The sequence below is a fragment of the Microbacterium resistens genome (assembly GCF_021172025.1).
Taxonomy (GTDB): Bacteria; Actinomycetota; Actinomycetes; order Actinomycetales; family Microbacteriaceae; genus Microbacterium; species Microbacterium resistens.
This window is the reverse complement of the sequence record NZ_CP082781.1, coordinates 3,647,019-3,663,031: the sequence shown is the minus strand read 5'-3', so window position 1 is coordinate 3,663,031 and position 16,013 is coordinate 3,647,019. Positions and strand designations below refer to the sequence as shown.

At 69.9% G+C, this 16,013-nt stretch carries 23 protein-coding genes and 1 tRNA gene; 17 read left to right on the top strand and 7 right to left on the bottom strand.

Annotated elements, in window-relative coordinates; all coding sequences use genetic code 11:
* Positions 1-66 precede the first annotated feature (66 nt).
* Positions 67-219: a hypothetical protein gene (locus tag K8F61_RS17250; protein WP_231820068.1), complete on the bottom strand. Its 153-nt coding sequence runs from the start codon at positions 217-219 to the stop codon at positions 67-69.
* Between the two features lie 93 nt (positions 220-312).
* Here K8F61_RS17250 and K8F61_RS17245 point away from each other — a divergent pair, with 93 nt between their 5' ends.
* The gene (locus K8F61_RS17245; protein WP_231820067.1) at positions 313-873 is read left to right on the top strand and encodes a ParB N-terminal domain-containing protein; all 561 of its coding nucleotides are present in this window, start codon (positions 313-315) and stop codon (positions 871-873) included.
* Positions 870-2,072, top strand: a complete 1,203-nt coding sequence (locus K8F61_RS17240) for a GNAT family N-acetyltransferase (RefSeq protein WP_231820066.1) — start codon at positions 870-872, stop codon at positions 2,070-2,072. The genes K8F61_RS17245 and K8F61_RS17240 overlap by 4 nt, the downstream gene beginning before the upstream one ends.
* Here K8F61_RS17240 and K8F61_RS17235 read toward each other — a convergent pair.
* Positions 2,069-2,587 (bottom strand): hypothetical protein, encoded by a 519-nt coding sequence (locus K8F61_RS17235; RefSeq protein WP_231820065.1) that lies wholly within the window; start codon positions 2,585-2,587, stop codon positions 2,069-2,071. The two genes, K8F61_RS17240 and K8F61_RS17235, sit on opposite strands and share 4 nt — an antisense overlap.
* Before the next feature lie 29 nt (positions 2,588-2,616).
* On the opposite strand from K8F61_RS17235, the gene K8F61_RS17230 reads away from it, so the two are divergent.
* Positions 2,617-3,255, top strand: coding sequence for a formyltransferase family protein (locus tag K8F61_RS17230; RefSeq protein ID WP_231820064.1), 639 nt, complete (start codon positions 2,617-2,619; stop codon positions 3,253-3,255).
* 43 nt (positions 3,256-3,298) lie between these two features.
* On the opposite strand, the gene K8F61_RS17225 is transcribed toward K8F61_RS17230, so the two are convergent.
* The 4 genes from K8F61_RS17225 to K8F61_RS17210 form a co-directional block, all read right to left on the bottom strand.
* Positions 3,299-3,574 (bottom strand): hypothetical protein, encoded by a 276-nt coding sequence (locus tag K8F61_RS17225; protein WP_231820063.1) that lies wholly within the window; start codon positions 3,572-3,574, stop codon positions 3,299-3,301.
* Positions 3,571-3,831, bottom strand: a complete 261-nt coding sequence (locus K8F61_RS17220) for a hypothetical protein (RefSeq protein ID WP_231820062.1) — start codon at positions 3,829-3,831, stop codon at positions 3,571-3,573. Before K8F61_RS17220 ends, K8F61_RS17225 begins: the two co-directional genes overlap by 4 nt.
* A gap of 315 nt (positions 3,832-4,146) precedes the next feature.
* The gene (locus tag K8F61_RS17215; protein ID WP_231820061.1) at positions 4,147-5,133 is read right to left on the bottom strand and encodes a DUF932 domain-containing protein; all 987 of its coding nucleotides are present in this window, start codon (positions 5,131-5,133) and stop codon (positions 4,147-4,149) included.
* Between the two features lie 116 nt (positions 5,134-5,249).
* Positions 5,250-5,513, bottom strand: a complete 264-nt coding sequence (locus tag K8F61_RS17210; RefSeq protein ID WP_231820060.1) for a hypothetical protein — start codon at positions 5,511-5,513, stop codon at positions 5,250-5,252.
* 81 nt (positions 5,514-5,594) lie between these two features.
* Here K8F61_RS17210 and K8F61_RS17205 point away from each other — a divergent pair, with 81 nt between their 5' ends.
* From K8F61_RS17205 to K8F61_RS17170, 8 genes are all read left to right on the top strand, one after another.
* Complete coding sequence (locus K8F61_RS17205) at positions 5,595-5,732, top strand: hypothetical protein (protein WP_231820059.1); 138 nt, start codon at positions 5,595-5,597, stop codon at positions 5,730-5,732.
* Positions 5,732-6,019, top strand: coding sequence for an HNH endonuclease (locus K8F61_RS17200; RefSeq protein WP_231820058.1), 288 nt, complete (start codon positions 5,732-5,734; stop codon positions 6,017-6,019). The genes K8F61_RS17205 and K8F61_RS17200 overlap by 1 nt, the downstream gene beginning before the upstream one ends.
* Positions 6,020-6,061: 42 nt before the next feature.
* Positions 6,062-6,607: a hypothetical protein gene (locus K8F61_RS17195; protein WP_231820057.1), complete on the top strand. Its 546-nt coding sequence runs from the start codon at positions 6,062-6,064 to the stop codon at positions 6,605-6,607.
* A gap of 89 nt (positions 6,608-6,696) precedes the next feature.
* Positions 6,697-7,095 (top strand): hypothetical protein, encoded by a 399-nt coding sequence (locus tag K8F61_RS17190; protein ID WP_231820056.1) that lies wholly within the window; start codon positions 6,697-6,699, stop codon positions 7,093-7,095.
* 49 nt (positions 7,096-7,144) lie between these two features.
* Positions 7,145-7,220, top strand: a tRNA-Trp gene (locus K8F61_RS17185).
* A gap of 24 nt (positions 7,221-7,244) precedes the next feature.
* Entirely contained in the window at positions 7,245-7,466 is a 222-nt protein-coding gene (locus tag K8F61_RS17180) for a hypothetical protein (protein ID WP_231820055.1), read from the top strand.
* A complete protein-coding gene (locus tag K8F61_RS17175) occupies positions 7,463-7,882 on the top strand; it encodes a hypothetical protein (protein WP_231820054.1) in 420 nt (139 codons plus the stop codon). Before K8F61_RS17180 ends, K8F61_RS17175 begins: the two co-directional genes overlap by 4 nt.
* A gap of 72 nt (positions 7,883-7,954) precedes the next feature.
* Complete coding sequence (locus tag K8F61_RS17170) at positions 7,955-8,305, top strand: hypothetical protein (protein ID WP_231820053.1); 351 nt, start codon at positions 7,955-7,957, stop codon at positions 8,303-8,305.
* A 105-nt stretch (positions 8,306-8,410) separates the two neighbouring features.
* Here the strand turns inward: K8F61_RS17170 and K8F61_RS17165 are convergent, their stop codons facing one another.
* The gene (locus tag K8F61_RS17165) at positions 8,411-8,737 is read right to left on the bottom strand and encodes a DUF4429 domain-containing protein (protein WP_231820052.1); all 327 of its coding nucleotides are present in this window, start codon (positions 8,735-8,737) and stop codon (positions 8,411-8,413) included.
* 134 nt (positions 8,738-8,871) lie between these two features.
* On the opposite strand from K8F61_RS17165, the gene K8F61_RS19165 reads away from it, so the two are divergent.
* The 6 genes from K8F61_RS19165 (at position 8,872) to K8F61_RS17140 (ending at position 15,965) form a co-directional block, all read left to right on the top strand.
* Positions 8,872-9,570: an HNH endonuclease gene (locus K8F61_RS19165; RefSeq protein ID WP_418888054.1), complete on the top strand. Its 699-nt coding sequence runs from the start codon at positions 8,872-8,874 to the stop codon at positions 9,568-9,570.
* Between the two features lie 132 nt (positions 9,571-9,702).
* The gene (locus K8F61_RS17160) at positions 9,703-10,317 is read left to right on the top strand and encodes a terminase small subunit (protein WP_231820051.1); all 615 of its coding nucleotides are present in this window, start codon (positions 9,703-9,705) and stop codon (positions 10,315-10,317) included.
* A complete protein-coding gene (locus tag K8F61_RS17155) occupies positions 10,259-11,932 on the top strand; it encodes a hypothetical protein (RefSeq protein ID WP_231820050.1) in 1,674 nt (557 codons plus the stop codon). The genes K8F61_RS17160 and K8F61_RS17155 overlap by 59 nt, the downstream gene beginning before the upstream one ends.
* A gap of 12 nt (positions 11,933-11,944) precedes the next feature.
* Positions 11,945-13,915: a phage portal protein gene (locus tag K8F61_RS17150; protein WP_231820048.1), complete on the top strand. Its 1,971-nt coding sequence runs from the start codon at positions 11,945-11,947 to the stop codon at positions 13,913-13,915.
* A gap of 11 nt (positions 13,916-13,926) precedes the next feature.
* Positions 13,927-14,754, top strand: a complete 828-nt coding sequence (locus K8F61_RS17145) for an HK97 family phage prohead protease (protein ID WP_231820047.1) — start codon at positions 13,927-13,929, stop codon at positions 14,752-14,754.
* Complete coding sequence (locus K8F61_RS17140; RefSeq protein WP_231820045.1) at positions 14,751-15,965, top strand: phage major capsid protein; 1,215 nt, start codon at positions 14,751-14,753, stop codon at positions 15,963-15,965. Before K8F61_RS17145 ends, K8F61_RS17140 begins: the two co-directional genes overlap by 4 nt.
* Positions 15,966-16,013 lie beyond the last annotated feature (48 nt).

The following is a 16,013-nucleotide window of genomic DNA, read 5'->3' as shown; positions in this document are numbered from 1 at the left end:
CTCGTGCCCGCGGGTCGAGGGCCGGTCAGGCACCGGAGACGACTCCCCGCGGGCGCGACGTCCCGCTTACAGGGCGCTGATCTGCTCGGCGAGCCAGGCTGCGTCGTGGTCGCTGGCGACGCCCTCGTGCTGAACGTTGCCCTTGCGGTCGCGGATGCGCCAGACCTCGTGCCCGTTTTCGTCGCGGTACAGCTCGCCGAGCTCGTCGAGTGCGTTCATTCCTGGCTCCTGTTCGTGTGTACTGGTTGGTAGTACATACGTTACTCCTCCACGACGACAAAGCAAGCCCTCCGCACAAGGGAGAAACACCGCATGATCCTCCGCACTGTCGACGTCCCCACGACCGAGCTTCGCCCGTACCGCGGCAACCCGCGACGCGGCAACGTCGACCTGATCGTCGCGTCCCTTCAGGCGCACGGCCAGTACCGGCCCCTCGTCGTGAACGAGGGCACCAAGACCGGCGTGCCGATGGAAGTCCTCGCGGGCAACCACACCCTGCAGGCCGCCCAGAAGCTCGGGTGGGACACCGTGCTCGTGTCCATCGTCGACGTCGACGAGAAGCAGGCGGCGAAGATCGTCGCCGTCGACAACCGTGCCAACGACGTCGCCGAGTACGACGAGGACGCATTGCTCGCTCTCCTGCAGGGCCTCGACGGCGACCTCGACGGCACCGGCTACGACCTCGACGACCTGGACGACCTCGTGAAGGACGACGAGGGCGCGCCCGGCGCGGCCGACTTCCTGGAGCCCGAGGACGACAAGTACCAGTCGCAGTACGGCGTGACCGTTATCTGCGCCGACGAAGGCGAGCAGGAGGCCGTGTACGAGCGCCTCCGCGCCGACGGCTACGAGTGCCGGGTGGTGACTGTATGACGACCGCAATCCGCGTCGACCAGTCCGTCCCCCCGTACGACTCGTACCGGGCCGAGCGGGTCCGGTCGCTGTTCAACGCCACGAACGACCAGGCGACCCGGTTCCAGCTCGCCCTCGACCTCCCCATCGACCTCGACGGCGGCGACTGGAAGATCGGCGTCGTCGTCGGCCCGTCCGGATCCGGGAAGTCGAGCATCGGCCGCCAGCTCTGGGGCGGCTCCGCTTTCTACGAGCCCGACGGCTGGCCCGACGACGCTCCCATCGTGGACGGGATCGCCCCCCGCGGCGACTTCAACACCGTCACCGGCGCGCTCGCCGCCGCCGGTCTCGGAGACGTCCCCGTGTGGCTGCGCCCGTACTCGGTCCTGTCGATGGGCCAGCGGTTCCGCGCCGACCTCGCCCGCATCCTCGCCGAGCAGCCAGACCGTGTCGTGTTCGACGAGTTCACGTCCGTAGTCGACCGGCAGATCGCGAAGGTCGGCGCGGGCGCGTTCGCGAAGGCGTGGCGGCGCACCGGCGGCAAGGCCGTCCTCCTGTCCTGCCACTACGACATCCTCGACTGGGTCGAACCCGACTGGGTCATCGACACCGGCACCAAGCAGTTCCAGCTGGCTTCCGACAAGGAGGGCAAAACGTGGCGACGCCCACGCATCGACGTGGAGGTCCGGTTGGGCGGGTGGGACCTATGGCCGTTCTTCAAGCCGCATCACTATCTAGATATCCCGCCCATGATCGGCGCGAAGTGCTACGTCGCGTTCGTCGAGGGCGAGCCGGTCGCGCACCTGGGCGTCGGCACGAAGAACGTCTCTACGAAGGACCGCCGCGGCCGCAAGGTGAACGCCGTCGAGGCCCGAGCGTCGCGCCTCGTCGTCCTGCCTGAATGGCAAGGCGCGGGCATCGGCGTCCGGTTCCTCAACCACGTCGCCGAGCTCCAACGCACCGGACAGGGCGTGCTGCCCGGCCGCCGGATGACGACCCAGTTCCACACGTCGCACCCCCAGCTATGCGCGGCCCTCCGTCGGTCCCCGCTGTGGCGGCAGATCAGCGGGACGCTCGCCGGGACGAACAAGGGCGCGTCCAAGCGCTCCCTGCACCGCTCCGCGGACCGCGGGTCGGGTGCACCGGGCGCGGGCTCCGGCTTCGGCGGCCACCTGCGCGCTGTGCAGGGCTTCCGCTACTTCGGGGAGCGCGACGCCTAGTAGAGCGGTATCCGCTGGGTTCGGCTTTTCCCGCGCTCATCAGTCCAGCTGACCACGCCCCACTGGTCGAAGATGCGCACGCCCGTCTCGCGGCTTGCCCGGTCCGTCGCGAGCGCCCACCCGCCGCGCTCCTCATCGAAGTTGTGGAGGCTGGAGGGAAGGCCGCCCAGCCCCCGCACGAGTAGAGCCGCCCCGCCGGGCGGGACATGGCTCGCTGCCCGGTATACCTGTTCGGTCTTCCCTAGGAGCGGCGTGCCGACGGTCAGCGTAACGTCGGTGGCCGAACCGCCGCCTGCGTTTCGTAGGAGCCAGTTGTGGTAGCGCGTGTCCGCGGGCGAACGCCGCTGGGTCTCGAACACCCAGCTTGCCCGTCTCGCGCGCGACCGCGCTGCGTGCTCGCCGTACGCCTGCCAGCCCGTAAACCCCGCGGCGAGCGCCGATACCGCGAGAGCGACGATCGACAGGGCGAGAGGGGTCGCCGATTCCCCAGCGGCATCGACCATCGCTTCGATCACGAGCACCTCCCAGGCACAAGGAGTTCACTGTGACGTCAATCTACCTGGCCGGGTCCGGCTCGTTCGGCCTCGCTGTCGCGGAAGCGCTCGCCGGGGACGGGCACGCCCTCGCCGGGCTGTGCTCCCCCGCCGAAGGACGCCGAGGGGGCCGCGACGTTCTCGCCACGTACGGTGAGCGCACCGGGATCCCGTGGACCGACGTCCGGCGTCTCGCGCCCGAACACGTCCCCGACGGTGTCGGCCTCATCCTGACCGCCCACAGCCACGCCTTCGTCGGCCGTAGGACGCGCGCCTGCGCCCCGCTGGCGCTCGGGTATCACCCGTCGCTGCTGCCTCTGCACAGGGGCCGGGACGCCGTGAAGTGGCAGGCCAGGATGCACGAGCGGGTCGTCGGCGGGACGATCTACCACCTGACGGACCGGGTAGACGGAGGCCCCATCGCCCTTCAGCGGCACCTCGTCGTGCCGCCAGGGCTGGATGCCTCCGCGCTGTGGTCGCGGCATCTGTTCCCACTCGGCGTCGAGCTGATCCGGGAGGCCGCGCAGCTCGCGAACGTCCCGCAGCGTGTGCCGGTCCGCCCGCAGGACGACAAGCTCGCTACCTGGGAGCCGTCGTTCGACTCGGCCCCGGTGCACCGGCCTGAGCTGCTGGAGCTCACGGCCGGATAGACCGGAGGCCCGGCCAGACGTTGTGCACCTGGCCGGGCCTCCATCAGATCGCCTCGGCCCTCGCCAGTCCGTGCCCTGCGGCCGAGACCTCAAGCGCGAGGGCTCTCATCCCGGCGAGATCCGCGACCGCCCTCTCGGCGTCTGCGGCCGCCTGGGCGAGTCCCGACGCTGTGAGCCGAATGACTATCGTCAGGTTCGTGCCGGGCGAGCCCACGGCGATGGGAGCGTATGCAACGAGACCCGCGACCGCGTCCTCCGCATTCTCGGAGGTGTAGGCCTCCTGGGTCTCCACCGCGACCTCGTACTGCGTGGCGGTCACTCCTTCTCCTTTCGCCGAGCCGCCGTTGCGGCTTCGGTGCTCGCGCCGGGACGGACCTTCTCCCACGCCTCGATGGTCGTAACGCGCCAGACGGGCGCGCCGCCGAAGCGTGCGTCCGGCTCCGGCAGGTCCCACGGCTGGGGGGTGCCGTTGCGCCGGTTGCGTCCCGCGCGGGTGTGGTAGGTCTGCACGGACGCGGGTTTGACGCCGATCCGTTCGGCGATGCCCGCGATGTCGAGGTAGTCCTGCCCTGCCATGCGGATGACCTTACCGGCCCGCCGGGCCACACCGCGGGCAGTCACCCCGCCCCCTCGACGCGCGGGAGACGCTTCACGCACGCCGCACAGTCGTCGGGCGACCGACGCCCGTCTTCGGGGTCGCGCGGCCCGGCGAACATCCACCGACCGCACGCGGAAACCAGATCACGGTCCGCGAAGTAGTGCGCCTTGCGAGCCAGCCCGGGGAACGCCCACCCCGCGCCCATCTCTGTCTGCCGTTTCGGCTCGTTCATTCCTTCATTCCTTCCTCTGAGCGGGCGGGGCCGGGGGCGTTCACCCCCGGCCCCGTGATGGTCACAGCAGCGCGAACGCGGCCTTCTTGATCCCGTCGGCCTTGTGGCTTGTGATCGTGCGCGTGGCGCGCGCGAGGGCCTGGTCCTCGCCGTTCGCGGGGGCGTAGTGGTCGACGTACTCCGTGACGGCCTGGTACGCGCCCCAGCGGGTGCCGCGGATGCCGGTGAGGGTGTCGCTGTCGCGGTAGAGGCTGATGAGCCCGTCGCGGTTCTGGATCGCGCGCTTCGACGCCTTGCCCTCGTCCGTGATCCCGAACAGCTGCGCGGCGTAGGCGTCGAACTGCTTGTTCGTGTAGCGCCTCGCGAGCAGCGCCTCCGCCTCGGCCTGGAACGCCTCGACGTACTTCCAGGTCAGCCCGAGCGCCTCGCGCGCCTCCTGCAGCTCGCGACCGGCCTTCCCGGTGTGGCGGATGCTGAACGTGGCCTTCGCCGACCGGATCGCGGCGGCCTGCGTGTTCGCGCAGACCACCCGGACCGGGGACACGAGGAACCGGAACGCCGAGTTGCCGTCGTGACTGTTCAGCGCAACGAGGTTCAGGTCGACCGCGTCCTTCCCGCCCACCTGCATCGTGTCGGGCATCTTCATGGTGATGAACGTCTCGCGGCCGCCGCGCAGCGACCCGGCGGTCTCGAAGTGAGCGCCGGACTCGTCGACGAGCGCGTTGAGCAGCTCGGCGTGCTCCTCGTTCTGGATCGGCGTGTAATGCGACCCGACGGTGCCGAGGTACTCGACGTACCCCGTGACCGGGTTGGTGCGAACGGTCGCCCAGCGGTCGGGAACCGGCACGGGCGAGGCCGCGCTCTCCGGGTCATCCTGGTAGAACATCGGGGCCTTGCGGACGTTCCAGCCGCCGAGGTGCGCGGCGTCCATCGCCTGCTGCGCGTCGAACGTGCTGTCGAGGGTGACGCCGAGGCGGTGCCAGGCGTCGACCCGCGCGGAGGCGAAGCCGTGGACGCCGGGGGCGAGCTCGTCGATTTCGTGTGCCATGTCTAGCTCCTTCGGTTGGTGGCCTTTCGGCCGGGCGGGTACTGCTGGCCGCGAGTGCGGCTCGTGCCTGCCCCGGGGGTCGCACCCGGGGGCCGTGCTGCTCAGGCGGCGATCTGCTAGACGCCGGGTGCGTCGAGCGCTTCGACGGCGCGGTCGATCAGGTCGGCGGCTTCCTGGGCGTGCTGCCCGGCGGGGATGACGGCCCAGCCGTTCACCTGCATGACGATCTGCTGGCCCGCGTTGTCGAGGACCGTCGCGTTGACGTCGTCGGCGAAGGACTGCATGTCGTGCAGGTCGCGGATCGTGTCGAGCGCTTCGACCGTGCGCTCGGTGCGGATCCAGTCGTGGCCCAGCTCGGCCTTGGTCTCGTACCCGTTCATCCCTAGCCCCATTTCGTATGTCCCATTTACTGGTACATACGTTACTCCTCTCCGCCGACAAAGCAAGCCAGGAAGGACGCCATGAACGCCACCGCCTACCGCTGCGAGTGCGGCACCCCGATCACCGTCGAGCGCGGCTACAGCGCATGCGCCCACTGCGACCAGCCCTGCAACCGCCGCGCCTGCCAGCGCTGCAACCGGGCAGGCATCAAGCGCTGATGGGGCAGCTGCTCAGCACCCGCGCATGGCGGGAGCTGCGCGCCGAGGTCGCCGCCGAATACCGGGCGAAGAACCTCCCATGCTGGATGGACGGGCAGCCCATCGACTACGACGCCCCCGCAGGCGACCCCGAGGCCCTGGACGTCGACCATGCGAAGCCGCGCAGCACGCACCCGCACCTCGCGCTCGACCGCAACAACCTGCGCCCCGCCCACGTCCGCTGCAACCGCTCACGCGGGAACCGGGCACCGCGCCCTCAGCTCGGCACCGTCACCGAGGACTGGTGACCGGCTGGCTTTCTCCCGGTGACGGATGCCAACATCGAATACATGAGCCAGGCATCCAAGATCGCTCTCGTCGCAGGAGGCGTCCTCGCTGCGTTCGCGCTCGCCGCGGGCGCAACCGTCGTGGCGCTGAACCCTCCCGCGTACGCCGCAGCGGAACAGCCCGATCCGACCCCTACGACCGCCCAGACCGTCGGCCAGAAGCCGGACGGGTACGCCTGGTTCAACGACGGCACCCTCGGGATCCCGGCAGACGCCGACGGCAACGGCGCGTGCCGCTCCAACGCCGTGATCGAGCTGACCAGCCCCAACAACGAGAACCCCGGCCAGGAGGTGTACGCCGAGCTCCACGGAGAGCTGAAGGACACGGGGCCGCGCGAGTTCGCGACCGGCACCACCACCGTCGACGACGAGGGACGACCGACCAGCTACACGGTCGCCGCAGGAGACGTGCTCGCCTCGATCAACACCCGCTTCTGCGCCACCGGAATCGGGGCCATCGAGTGGCGGCAGGGATGGACGATCCAGCCCGGAGAGGTCCTGAACCTCCGTCCCAACCCCGACGAGCCGTTCGTACGCCAGTACCTCTGACTCGGCACAGACCACGAAGACCTCGCCCACACGGGCGGGGTCTTCTTCTTTGCCCGCAGGGCACCCGCCCGGGAAGAAAGGAACACAACATGGGACGCACGACCAAGTTCCCCGCCGCCGACCAGAACGTCGGCCAGTCCTACGGTGCCTGCAACGCTGGCCCCGTCACCTGGAACACTGTCCGGTTCAGTGACCCGGAGGAGATCTGGTTCCGACCGATGAACATCGAGTTCGGCGAGACCTGGGACACCGCCAAGTTCTCGATCTGGATCTGCAGGCCGAACGGAACGCCCGTCCTCTCGGGCGTCGCCACCAAGGCCTGGGGCATCGCCCCGGCGTGGACCAACCTCGGGCGCTGGCCCGGCGGCGGCTTCGTCCTCCGCACCGCGGTCACCGCCTACAGCAACTCCAAGGGCTCGCTCAACTGCCGGTTCGGGTCCTGGCAGGGCGAGCTCAGCTACGTCCCGACCCCCGGGACCACGGGCTGACCAGCGCGCCCCCGGGCGGTGTCCGCCCGGGGGCGGCAACCCCGCACCCGCGGACGTAGCTCAACAGGAAGAGCAGCGGTCTCCAAAACCGCCGGTTGCAGGTTCGAGTCCTGCCGTCCGTGCCACCCACCACCTCAAGGAGCTACAGCATGTCCCGCACAGTCACCGCCAAGGGCGGACCCCTCCACGGCAAGAGCTACACCATCCCGGACGGCACGGACTCGTTCCCCGCCTTCATGGGCGGCGTGCCCGGCACGTACCGAGTCACCGCGAAGCAGGCCCACTGGCAGCCCGACGACCGCAGCGCCGACGCTGAGCTCGGCGACGCGCTGGAGCAGCTCGCCAACAGCGCCCCGGCGGTGAAGCGGTGACCGCCCGGCAGGGCCAGCGCCACACCTACGCCGTGCTCGATGAGGTCGCCCTCTGGACGGGATCCGTCGACCAATACCGCACGTACATCGCCCAGCGTCGCGCCGCCCTCACCGCTGAGGTGCAGGATCGCTACGGCGTCACCCTGCACCCGCACCCGTGGCGGCCGCACACCGTCGTGGTCAGCCGGTCCGACTACGACAGCCTCGAACGGCAGGTCATCGCAGACCCCACCCTGAACGCTGTCGGCCGCGGGTACTACCTGTACCTCGGCTCCGAGCTGGACGTCGACGTCGCGCCGGACTGGGCATGCGACCCGCTCACCCTGTCGCTGCTGCGCCTGCGCGCGCTGCTCATCGACCGGCCCGTGCGACCTATCGTGCGCACGCTCAGCCGGTGGCTCAACCGCCTCACCTGAACCCGTGCGCAGCATAGTTCCCGTTCGTGCGGGTGGGAACTATCCTGCACACCCCCGAAGACGGGAACCCCCATGAACAAGATCATCGCCCAGGCCCTGAACGAACGGGCAGCCGTGCACGGTCACCGCGTCCTCGTGGTGTCCGCCACCTCGACCCATGCCCGCCACGCACTCGACGAGCTGGAGGCCGCGGTGATCGCGCTCGCTGTGAGACGGATCACCCGCGCCAACGGCAGGCTGCGCATCGGCTACCTGAACGGCGGCAGCATCAGCGTCGTGTCGGCGGGCGGCCGCGGGGGCCGAGGGCTGGCCGCCGACACGGTCTTCGTCGAATGGGAGGCCGAGCGCCGGTACCCGCACCTGATGGAGGACCTGCTGCCCTGCATCCAGGCCAGCCCACACGGCGAGGTCATCCGCGCATGAGGCTGTTCTGCCTGATCGGTCTGCACCGGTGGGACTTCTACGGGTATGCGCACTGGCACGCCCCGGCCCCGATCCGGTGCGAACGCTGCGGAAGGGAACGCTGACCTAACCCAGCAGTGCCCGGTTGATCGCGTCAGCGACAGCCTCGAACTCCGCGTTCTTCGACGACCGAGAGAACTGCACAGCGTCAGAGTCCAGCTGCACCTGCTGGGTCTTGTTCCGCACCTTTCCGAAGCCCCCGACCGCCGGAGCCTCCGACCCGGCCGTGCTCACACGCAGGTAACCGGCAGTCATGCCCGCCTTCTTGAACTCCACACCCTGGATCCGGTCCAGCGGGATCGTCTTCGATCCACCCTTCGTCTTGATGACGACACCGTTACCCAGGAACTCGATGGACCCGTTCAGGGACTCAGCCTTGATGCTCTCACTCACGGCATGAGCCTACCGGCGGCCCGTCGGCTCGCCTTGCAGCCGGGATCGAGCGAACATGAATGCGGCCCCGGCGGTGCTACCAACACCGGCCCGGGGCCTGACCCAACCGGATCATCTGAGCTGATCGGAGGGCTATGCCCGAGCCTACTTGCCGCAAGTGCGGTGAACGCCTACCGCCGCGGTGCGGACCCGGCCGACCGCGCCTCCTATGCGCGCGATGCTCACCGGCACGACCACCGCGCCCGCGTACCCGGCAGGGTCCGCGGCAGCTGACCTGCGCCCGCTGCGGGACGGAGTTCGAGGGCCGGGCGGGTCAGTCATACTGCTCAGCCGGGTGCCGTGAACAGGCGAAGTGGAAGCGGCGCATGGCCGCGCCGGGTGCCCGTGAGCAGTACAACTTGCATGCCCGTGCGCGGTACGTCCCGACGGGCCGACGGCGCGGCGCGCCGAAGCTGCAGCCCGGCGTCTGCAGCACGCCCGGCTGCACTCATGCGCCCCTAGCGAGGTCGCTCTGTTACCGGCACTACCGCGCTGCCCGGCGGGCTGAGGGCGTGCCCTGGGCCAGCGAGGGTAACCGGCGCTACCGTGCGCGCGCCCGCCGCTGGGGAGTCCCGTACGAGCCGATCAACAGGCTTCACATCTTCGAACGTGACGGCTGGGTGTGCGGCATCTGCGAGGAGCCGGTAGACCGCGCCTTGGAGTACCCGCACCCGCGCAGCGTCAGCCTCGACCACATAGTGCCGATGAGCCGGGGAGGCGGACACCTACGCCGCAATGTGCAGTGCTCGCACCTGGCCTGCAACATCGCCAAGTCCGACGCACTCGCGGCCTGACCCGCCGGACGGGTAGGGGCGTCAGGACCGCTGCGACCGACACCACAGGACCGAGCGCCGGCAGTGACCTATCCCCCTCCGCGCCACCCACCCCATCGCGCGCACGCGCGTGAGCTTCCCGGAGGCTCCCCCATGAGCACCACCGCTGAGAACGCCGCCCGTGACGCTGACGCCCTGAAGCTGCGCCGCGCGGGCATCTCCCCGCAGCGCATCGCCGCGCAGCTCGGCTACAAGACCACGGCGCAGGCAGAGAAGGGCATCAGTCGCGCGCTCGCCGCATCGGGCACGAGCGCCGATCCCGCTGAGGTCCGCGCGCTGGAGCTTGACCGCCTAGACCAACTGCAGCGGGCCGTGTGGACTGCTGCGCTCGGCGGCGATCTGAAGGCCGTCGATCAGGCGCAGAAGCTCGCCGAGGCGCGGGTGCGCCTCGCGGGCATCGCCGCCCGCGGTGAGTCCGTGATGACGAACGCCTACGACGCGACGGTCGCGTCGCTGCAGACCGAGCCGGAGGACACGTCGATCATCGCCTCCGGCCGCCGCATCGCGGAGCGGATCGACACCGCGGCCGCATCGGGGGACGCGCTCGCCGAGACAAAGGCGCTGTACCTCCTGCCGCACCTGATGAACATCCTTCGGGAGCTGGGGGCGACCCCGGCTGCCCGGGCTGAGCTGAAGGCGAAGGCTAAGAGTGGCGACAGCGACAAGAGGGCGAAGCTCACGGCGCTCCGGGGCGGCCGCACCGCGTAGGAGTACCCGCGGCCCCGGCCCGGCGTACCTAGAGGCCGTCGGCGGCCCCACGCGGGCCGACTCCTTCCGCCGTCGTGTCGGCTGCACCGAGCCGCGCATCTTCACCCCGCCGAAGCGCGAGCTGACGCCCGAGACCTCCCGCGGCTTCGACTGCATCCAGTTCGCCGAGGAAATCCTCGAAATCGAGCTGCTGCCGTGGCAGAAGTCACTGCTCATCCGCGCGTTGGAGCTGAACGAGGACGGCACGTACCGGTTCAAGACGGTGCTGCTGCTCGTCGCGCGGCAGAACGGCAAGAGCACGCTCATGCAGGTACTCAGCCTGTGGCGCATGTACGCCGACGGCGCGCCGCTCGTGATCGGCACGGCCCAGTCGCTCGACATCGCCGAAGAGCAGTGGATGGGCGCGGTCGAAATCGCCGAGTCCATCCCGGAGCTCGCCGAGCTGATCGAGCACGTCGACCGGACCAACGGCAAGAAGGCGCTGCGGCTGAACACGGGCGAGCGCTACAAGGTCGCGGCGGCATCCCGGCGCGGCGGCCGCGGCCTCTCCGGCGACCTCGTCCTCCTGGACGAGCTGCGCGAGCACCAGAACTGGCAGGCGTGGTCCGCGGTCACGAAGACCACTATGGCGCGACGGCTCGCTCAGGTCTGGGCCGCGTCGAACGCAGGCGACCTCGCGTCCATCGTCCTCCGCCACCTTCGCTCGCTCGCGCACCGCGCGCTCGACTGGCCCGATGGGCAGGACGGGATGGTGGAGCTGCCGCCGGACCTCGGCGACGGCGACGACGACTCGCTCGGCATCTTCGAGTGGTCAGCCGCACCGGACCGGGACGTGTGGGACCGGGACGGCTGGTGCGAGGCGAACCCGTCGCTGGGCTACACCATCGACGTGCGCTCGATCAGCGCGGCCGCCAGCACCGACCCCGAGTGGGTGTTCCGCACAGAAGTCCTGTGCCAGTTCGTGAACATGGCCGGGCTGGGGCCGTTCCCCGCAGGATCCTGGGCGGCGTCGCTGGACACGCGGGCGGATCGTACGGCGCGCGGTGTCGGTCGCGACCTCTTGCGGCCCGCCTGCTACGGCATCGACATGTCCCACGACCGCACGATGGTGCACGTCGCCATCGCGTACTGGGACACCGAGGGCCGTCCCCGTGTCGAGATAGCCGCGAGCCGCACCGGCCCCGACTGGCTGATACCCTGGCTGACCTCCAAGGACCGCCGCGTGAAGCCGGAGCACCTGGCGCTGCAGCGCCGCGGCGCGCCCATCTCGTCCCTCTGGGAGGCGCTCGACGACGCCGGGCTTGACCCGTACCCGTGGGAGGGCTCGCAGCTCGCGGGCTGGCACGGCGTGTTCTTCGACCTGCTGCGCTCCTCCGTCGCGGAGCACGACCCGCTCGTACGCCTCACGCACGGCGGACAGCCGGTGCTCGATGTGCCCGCCAACTCGGCGACCGTCAAGGCGCTCGGCGACGGCTGGGTCATCGACCGCAAGGCATCACCGACCGATCCGTCAGCGCTCATCGCCGCCATCGCGGCCGTCGGGCTGCTGATGACCAATCCATCACCGACCTACGAGTCGGCATACGAGAGCGGGGGCCTGCTGGTCCTCGACTAGTTAGGGGGGACCGTGGGCTTTCGTGACGGGCTGAACGCCCTCCTTGGTCGCAGCGGCGGACAGTACATCGAGTGGCTGGGGCCGACGTTCCGGCAGATGATCCTCGGGCTGACCCCGGAGGAGCTGTACCGGACGCAGCCGCACCTGCGGATCGTGCTGTCGTTCGTCGCCCGCAACGTCGCTCACCTCGGGCTCGGCACGTTCGCGCGCGTGAGCGACACCGACCGGGTGCGGCTACGCGACGATCCCCTCGCGCTGCTGCTGAAGTACCCGAATGCGTCAATGACGCAGTACGAGCTGTTGGAGGCGCTGGCGTCCGACATGGGTCTGTACGACGTCGCCTACTGGGCGGTCTATGAGGACCCGGACCGTCCGTCGGGCTGGACGATTCAGCCGATTCCCCCTGCGTGGGTGGTCGAGCAGCGCGGCGGAACGTTCTTCGCCGCCGGGAAGTTCGTCGTCCAGAACCCGGACGGCACCCGTACCGAGGTGCCCGCCGACAACATGCTCGTGTTCCACGGCTGGAACCCCGGGCGTCCGAAGCACGGCACCTCGCCCGTGGAGACGCTGAAGCAGGTTCTCGCGGAGCAGGTGCAGGCGTGGTCGTACCGCGAGCAGGTGTGGCAGCGCGGTGGCCGCGTCGGCGCGTACATCACCCGCCCGAAGGACGCGGTCTGGTCGGATGCCGCGCGTGAGCGCTTCGCCCGCGACTGGAAGGAGCGCTGGACCGGCGCGGACGGCAAGAAGGCGGGCGGCACGCCGATCCTCGAAGACGGCATGACCCTGAACCGCCTGGGCTTCTCGGCCCGGGAGGACGAGTGGTCGGAGGTCGCGAAGCTCGCGCTCGCCACCGTCGCGGCCGTCTACCACGTCAACCCCGTCATGGTCGGCATCCTCGACAACGCGAACTTCAGCAACACCAAGGAGTTCCGCAAGATGCTGTACTCCGAAACGCTCGGGCCGACGCTCGCGCGGATCGAGGACCGCATCAATACGTTCCTGGTGCCGCGGGTCGCTAAGACGAACGGCGCGTACTCCGAGTTCAACATCCAGGAGAAGCTGCAGGGCGACTTCGAGGAGCAGGCCGCGGTCATTTCCACCTCGGTCGGCCGCCCGTGGATGACCGCCGACGAGGCCCGCGCGAAGTTCAACATGCCCGCGCTCGGCGGCGACGCCGAGAAGCTCGTCGTCCCGCTGAACGTCCTAATCGGCGGGCAGGCGTCACCGCGCGACTCCGCGCCACCGAAGGCGCTGGACGACATCGGCGAGCTGCGGGTGGTCCGGGCGCTCCCCGCCCGGAAGTCGGGGCAGTGGAAGGTCCGGGCCAAGTCGCAGGTCACGCAGCCGCAGTCGCAGAAGGCCGAGCAGGTCATCGCGGCGTTCTTCGAGCGGCAGCGCAAGACCGTGCTGTCGGCACTCGGCGCGAAGGCCGCGGGCGAGTGGTGGGACGCGGAGCGCTGGGACCGTGAGCTCGGCGACGACCTGTTCGCCCTCGCAGTGTCCGTGTCCTCGGTGATCGGAAAGGACGTCGCCGCGTCGATGGGCTTCTCCGAATCCGACTACGACGTCGCCCGCACGGAGGCCTTCCTCCGGGAGGTCGCGAAGTCCCGCGCCGGGGCCATCAACTCGACCACCCGAGCGCAGATCGAGGCGGTGCTGGATGGCGACGGCCCCGAGGGGGTCGACGATCCGGCGCATGTCTTCGACGTCGCGGAGGAGTCCCGCAAGGGCGTGATCGCCGGGACCCTCCTCACCACCGTGGCGGCCTTCGCGACGGTCGAGGCCGCCCGGCAGAACGGCGGCGCGAGCAAGACGTGGCTGGTCACGTCCGGGAACCCCCGGCCGGAGCACGCCGCGATGAACGGAGAGACGGTCGGCCTCGACGACCTGTTCTCCAACGGCGCGAAGTGGCCGGGCGACCCGGTGCTCGGCGCAGACGGGGTCGCGGGGTGCACCTGCGACGTCGAAGTGACCTTCGGCTGAAAGGAGCCACCGTGAAGATCAAGAGCTTGCCGGTCAAGTTCAAGACCAGCGAGGCGGACGGGCTTACCGAGGGCCAGTTCCTCGTCTACCCGTCCACGTTCACCCGCACGCCGGATTCCTACGGCGACGTCGTCGCCAAGGGCGCGTTCCTCCGCGGCATCGTGAAGCGCCGCGACATCGGCGTGAAGCTGCCGGGCCTGTTCGGCCACCGGATGGACGACCCGCACATGTACGTCGCCACGGCGATTGACGAGGGCGAGGACGAGCACGGCTGGTGGGTCAAGGGCGAGTTCGACCTCGACGACCCGACCGCGCTGAAGGTCTACAAGCTCGTCAAGTCCGGCCGCATCCGGGAGCTGTCGTTCGCGTACGACGTCCTCGACGGGGACGTGGTCGAACTCGACGACGGCACGAAGGCGTACGAGCTGCGCGACCTCGACGTCTTCGAGTACTCGTTCGTGCCGGTCGGCGCGAACCGGGACACCTCCGTCGTGGCCGTGAAGTCCGCCGTCGATGCGCTCGTCGACGGCGTGAAGGCGGGCCGCGTGCTGTCCGCCAAGAACGAGACCACGTTGCGCGACGCCGCCGCCGCCATGGAGGCCGCGCTCGCGTCGATCAAGAGCGTCCTGCCCGATGACCCCGACGGGGCCGACGGCGCAGGCACCGACCAGGAGAAGGCCAGCGGGAACGCCGCGGTCAAGGACGAGGGCGCGGGCCGCGTCAAGTCCGAGGGCCGCGACGGACGCCCGTCCGCCGCAGACGCCTGGCAGCTATCCATCGCAGCGAAGGCCTACAGCAATGACGGCCTCCGCCTGATCCCCAGGGAGGGAATCGAATGAACCCCAAGGAGAAGCTCGCCGCGCTGCTCAAGAGCATGCAGGCGATCGTCGCGGGCGCGAAGGCGTCGAACCGCGACCTCACCGCCGACGAGATCACGGACCTCGAAGCGAAGAACGCCGAGGCCGACGACCTGCGCGAGCAGATCGAGCGCGGCGAGAAGTCGAAGGCGCTCATGGAGCGCATCGGCGGGATGAAGTCCGACGTCGACCCGACGCCCGAGGGGCCGTCCAGCGACGGCGCGAAGTCGCTCGGTGAGCACTTCGTCAAGCACCTCGGCACCCGGAGCCTGAAGGAGCGCGGCACCATCGCCGCGCCCGAGTTCAAGGCCGCGACCGACACGCAGGCCGTCGGCGGCCACGAGGGCGCGTACGGGCCGCTCATCACGGACGTGGACCGCGGCTTCGTGCTCCCGAAGCGGGAGCGCCTGGTCGTCGAGGATCTGCTCGGCGACGGCACCGTGTCCGGCACGGCGATCACCTACCCGGTGTTCGGCGCGCTGGAGGGCGGCACGGGCACCGTCGCGGAGGGCGGGCAGAAGCCGCAGCTCCACGTCGCCGACCCGACCTGGCGCACCGACGCCCTGTCGGAGGTCGCGGGCTGGTTCACGATGACCGACGACATGGCCGAAGACCTCGACTACGTCGTCTCGGAGATCAACAGCACCGCGCTGTACGACCTCGCGGCGAAGTCGGAGGCGCAGATCCTCTCCGGCGACGGCACGGGCACGAACCTCCTCGGCATCCGCAACCGCTCCGGTGTGCAGACGCACGCCCGCGGCACGGACTCCGTCGCCGACGCCCTGTTCAAGGCGATCCAGAAGGTGCAGACCGCGACCGAGTTCTCGGCCGACGGCCTGATGATCCACCCGCTGGACTACCAGGACCTGCGCCTCGGCAAGGACGGCAACGGGCAGTACTTCGGCGGAGGCTACTTCGCCGGGCAGTACGGCAACGGCAGCATCATGCAGAACCCGCCCGTGTGGGGCCTGCGCACCGTCGTGACCCTCGCCGCCCCGCAGGGCGAGCCGCTGGTCGGCGCGTTCCGCTCGGCAAAGGTCTTCCGCAAGGGCGGCATCCGCGTCGAGTCCACGAACTCGCACGCCGACAACTTCACCAACGACAAGATCACGGTCCGCGTTCGCCGCCGCCTGGGTCTGCAGGTGAAGTACCCGGCCGCCTTCGTGAAGGTCAACATCACCGCTGGCGAGTAACCCCCAGCCTCGGCCCCGGCACTGTCGGGGCCGAGGCCCGGCCACCCA

Bases quoted from the DNA above. Each gene is read 5' to 3' on its own strand.
- K8F61_RS17250 (WP_231820068.1), bottom strand. From the start codon at position 219: ATGAACGCACTCGACGAGCTCGGCGAGCTGTACCGCGACGAAAACGGG.
- K8F61_RS17245 (WP_231820067.1), top strand. From the start codon at position 313: ATGATCCTCCGCACTGTCGACGTCCCCACGACCGAGCTTCGCCCGTAC.
- K8F61_RS17240 (WP_231820066.1), top strand. From the start codon at position 870: ATGACGACCGCAATCCGCGTCGACCAGTCCGTCCCCCCGTACGACTCG.
- K8F61_RS17220 (WP_231820062.1), bottom strand. From the start codon at position 3,831: ATGGCAGGGCAGGACTACCTCGACATCGCGGGCATCGCCGAACGGATC.
- K8F61_RS17215 (WP_231820061.1), bottom strand. From the start codon at position 5,133: ATGGCACACGAAATCGACGAGCTCGCCCCCGGCGTCCACGGCTTCGCC.
- K8F61_RS17210 (WP_231820060.1), bottom strand. From the start codon at position 5,513: ATGAACGGGTACGAGACCAAGGCCGAGCTGGGCCACGACTGGATCCGC.
- K8F61_RS17205 (WP_231820059.1), top strand. From the start codon at position 5,595: ATGAACGCCACCGCCTACCGCTGCGAGTGCGGCACCCCGATCACCGTC.
- K8F61_RS17200 (WP_231820058.1), top strand. From the start codon at position 5,732: ATGGGGCAGCTGCTCAGCACCCGCGCATGGCGGGAGCTGCGCGCCGAG.
- K8F61_RS17195 (WP_231820057.1), top strand. From the start codon at position 6,062: ATGAGCCAGGCATCCAAGATCGCTCTCGTCGCAGGAGGCGTCCTCGCT.
- K8F61_RS17190 (WP_231820056.1), top strand. From the start codon at position 6,697: ATGGGACGCACGACCAAGTTCCCCGCCGCCGACCAGAACGTCGGCCAG.
- K8F61_RS17180 (WP_231820055.1), top strand. From the start codon at position 7,245: ATGTCCCGCACAGTCACCGCCAAGGGCGGACCCCTCCACGGCAAGAGC.
- K8F61_RS17170 (WP_231820053.1), top strand. From the start codon at position 7,955: ATGAACAAGATCATCGCCCAGGCCCTGAACGAACGGGCAGCCGTGCAC.
- K8F61_RS19165 (WP_418888054.1), top strand. From the start codon at position 8,872: ATGCCCGAGCCTACTTGCCGCAAGTGCGGTGAACGCCTACCGCCGCGG.
- K8F61_RS17160 (WP_231820051.1), top strand. From the start codon at position 9,703: ATGAGCACCACCGCTGAGAACGCCGCCCGTGACGCTGACGCCCTGAAG.
- K8F61_RS17140 (WP_231820045.1), top strand. From the start codon at position 14,751: ATGAACCCCAAGGAGAAGCTCGCCGCGCTGCTCAAGAGCATGCAGGCG.